We start from the raw sequence: 3,039 nt of genomic DNA, 5'->3' as shown, positions 1-3,039 counted from the left end.
CTCGACCCCTTCAGCCAGCCGCCACGCCGCAACCCCGAACAGCGCTACCTACACCCTCGATTGTGAAGAGCCGCTTTGTCAAGGGACACGGGGAAGTCCCTGTGGGCGGTCATGGGATCTCCTTGTCGGCGGACAGTTCATCTCCCTGTCTGCGGTCAGCTGATCTCCCCGTGTTGGTGTTAGTGCAAGGGGATTACCCCGCGTCCGGCGGTGGCTTCGGTGAGGCGTAGAGAGGTGCCTTCGGTGACGATGACGTGGGCGTGGTGGAGGAGCCTGTCGACGGCTGCGGTGGCGAGGGTTTTCGGCATGATGGTGTCGAACCCGGCGGGGTGGAGGTTGCTGGTGACCGCCAGAGACCGTCGTTCGTAGGTGGCATCGACCAGGCGGTAGAACGCTTCGGCGGCGGCTTGCCCGGAGGGCAGCATGCCGATGTCGTCAACCACGATCAGTTCAGCCCGGGTGATGCGGGCGATCACCTTGTTGACCGAGTTGTCTGCTCCAGCGCGGGTGATCGCAGCGGTGAGGGATTCCAGGGTGAACCAGGACACCCGCATGCCGGCGTCGATGACGTTGTGGGCCAGCGCCTCAACGAAGTGGGTCTTCCCGGTCCCGGAAGGCCCGGTGATGGCGAGGTTCTCGGCGCGGCTGATCCATTCCAGGCCGGCGAGGGCGGACTGGGTCGGGGCCGGGATGGAGGAATCGTGTTCCCGCCAGGAGTTGAACGTTTTCCCGGCTGGGAGTCCGGCGGCTTTGCGCCGCATGGCTTTGGTGGCTTCGTCCCGACCACGGATCTCCTCGCTCAGGAGCACCCGCAGGACTTCTGTGGGGTCCCAGCGTTGGGCTTTCGCGGTGGCCAACACCTCGGGGGCTGCGGCGCGTAGGTAGGGCAGCCGCATCCTTCGCAGCAGACCCGTGAGGTCCTCTGGCAGCGGCGGCGCCGGGTGCATGGTGGTGGGGTTCATGAGCTGTGTTCCTTCGAAGTGGTGAAGTTGGCCCAGGCTGCGGTGCCTGGCTGGGCGGAGTGGGACTCGTCAGCGATGACGAGGTCGGCGTTGGTGGCGCCGCTGGCTTGGTGTTCGACGATCGCTGCCAGATCACCTTCGGCGAACCGGCCCGCCGCGGCAGCGACACCCAAGGCGGCATCGACGGCGTCGGTGCCGATGAGGGCGGCGAGTTCGACCGCGGCGGCCATCTTCGACCGGATCCGGACCGTCCCTGCAGCTGCGGCCTCAACCAGCCACGAGACAGCCCCCTGACCCAGCTGGAGGAACTCTGCCTCAGCTCGGCTGCGTGGCCGTGGCTGGGGCACTCGGGGTGACCCGTCGGGGTCCTGGGGATGGTGCGGGTAGTGAGCCAGATCGATCATCGGGTTGCCGGGCGTCGAGAGCCGATGCCTGCAGACCTCCGCAAGACCCCGCCGGCCAGCAACCCATTCCGGCGCCGCTGGGAGGGCATCAAGGTCGGCCACGACCACCAGCTCGTCCCCAGCTGCCCGGACCCAAACCTCAGCCCCGACAAGCCCAGGCGGGGTGGAGTAGCGCACCGACCCGAACCTGATCGTCTGGTCAGTGTTGACCGTGCGCGTCTGACCCAACGCGACCGTGTGCGGGGCGACTGGCAGCATGTGCAGCCGGTGGCGCTCATCGACCAGAGCATCGGCTGGGATCCTGGCGGTCTCGCGATGTTTGCGGCCGTTGACCTTGCCCATGAACTCGACACACGCCTGCTCCAACTCCGCGAAGGACCCATACGACTCACGCAGGTTCGCGTCCGTGGGGACCAGGTCAGCCTTCGCCAACCGGACCGTCGCTTCGGTGCCGCCCTTCGACTCCGGGTCGAACGGGACACACGTGTAGACCTGGCATCCGTAGTGGCGGGCGACTTCCACGATCTGTGGATGCCTGACCGCGACACCGGCGACGTGGTCGACGGTGACGGTCTTGGCGTTGTCGGTCAACAGATACGACGGGACCCCACCCATCTGCCGCAGCGTGGCGTCCAGACATGCGATCAACGTCGGCAAGGTCTGGTCCCAGACCGGGATCACGACCCGGAACCTGGACCACGCCAACCAGGCGCAGAACAACAACGTCGTCCGCAGTTGCCCGCCCGGACCGGGAACTCTGGGGCCCTGTCCCCAGTCGAACTGCAACCACAGGCCCGGCTCGGTGATCCACGGCCGATACGTTCGCCGGTGCCCGGCCCGCCAAGCGGCCTTCACCGCAGCGACCGCCCGCCGGGTGGTTCGCTCCGTGCCGTCGAATCCCATCGCGACGAGCCGGGTATGGATCACATCGGCGCGGACTTTGCCCTTGCCCTGCTCGACCCAGTCCTCGATCTTGGGCATGAACCCATCCAGCATCCTGGGCCGTCGGGCAGGGCCCGTCACCGGCCGGCCTGAATCCCTCGCAGCGACATAGCGGCGCATCGTCTTGGGATCCACCCCCGCCAACTGCGCGGCAGAGTGCGCACTCTCCGTGGCGTCGAACGCCTCCAAAATTTCCATGATCTCCCTGTCAGACTTCTTCATGTGTCCCTCCGGTGGAACCTGCTCGTGGTGGTCGAAGACCTCGAGCAAACACCGGAGGGACGCCTCATTCGTGGGACCGACACGATTGGGGTCCCGATGGCCTCAGACAGGGAGATCAACTGTCCGTCAGCAGGGAAGTCCTTGTCCGTCTACAAGGAGGCTGTCATGTCCGCTTGCAAGCTTCGCGCCGAGGGCCTGTCGGGGCGGGCGATCGCCGCGTCCCAGCAGATGTCACGCAAGTCCGTGATGGCGGTGTTCGAGGCCGCCGACACCGCGGGGGTGTCGTGGGACGACGTCTCCCAGCGCAGCAACGACGAGGTCTATCGCCTGTTGTTCCCGGGGCGGGGTGAGCACGACACGGTGTTCGCTTCCCCGGACTGGGACCAGGTCCACAGGGAGATGGCCAGGGTCGGGGTCACGCTGAAACTGCTCCACGTCGAATACACCGACTCGTGCGCCGCGGAGCGGGTGCCGGCGATGGGCTATGACCGGTTCTGCAAGACCTACCA

Annotated in this window: 2 protein-coding genes and 1 pseudogene; 1 reads left to right on the top strand and 2 read right to left on the bottom strand. The window is 66.6% G+C overall.

What is annotated here, in order from left to right; translation table 11 throughout:
• Positions 1-179: 179 nt before the first annotated feature.
• Both istB and istA read right to left on the bottom strand, forming a co-directional pair.
• Positions 180-962: an IS21-like element helper ATPase IstB gene (istB, locus tag ABEA30_RS07490; protein WP_345581339.1), complete on the bottom strand. Its 783-nt coding sequence runs from the start codon at positions 960-962 to the stop codon at positions 180-182.
• Positions 959-2,530 carry an IS21 family transposase gene (gene istA / locus ABEA30_RS07485; RefSeq protein WP_345581336.1) on the bottom strand — a complete coding sequence of 524 codons (1,572 nt, stop codon included), beginning with the start codon at positions 2,528-2,530 and terminating at the stop codon, positions 959-961. Before istA ends, istB begins: the two co-directional genes overlap by 4 nt.
• 165 nt (positions 2,531-2,695) lie before the next feature.
• Between istA and ABEA30_RS07480 the strand changes: the two are divergent.
• A pseudogene (locus ABEA30_RS07480) lies at positions 2,696-3,039 on the top strand (IS21 family transposase); the annotation flags it as partial.

Source organism: Tessaracoccus lubricantis (genome assembly GCF_039544535.1).
Classification (GTDB): domain Bacteria; phylum Actinomycetota; class Actinomycetes; order Propionibacteriales; family Propionibacteriaceae; genus Arachnia; species Arachnia lubricantis.
This window is presented reverse-complemented; position numbering and strand designations above follow the sequence as displayed.

Excerpts from the sequence above, each read along its gene's own strand:
- istB (WP_345581339.1), bottom strand. The coding sequence starts at position 962 with ATGAACCCCACCACCATGCACCCGGCGCCGCCGCTGCCAGAGGACCTC.
- istA (WP_345581336.1), bottom strand. The coding sequence starts at position 2,530 with ATGAAGAAGTCTGACAGGGAGATCATGGAAATTTTGGAGGCGTTCGAC.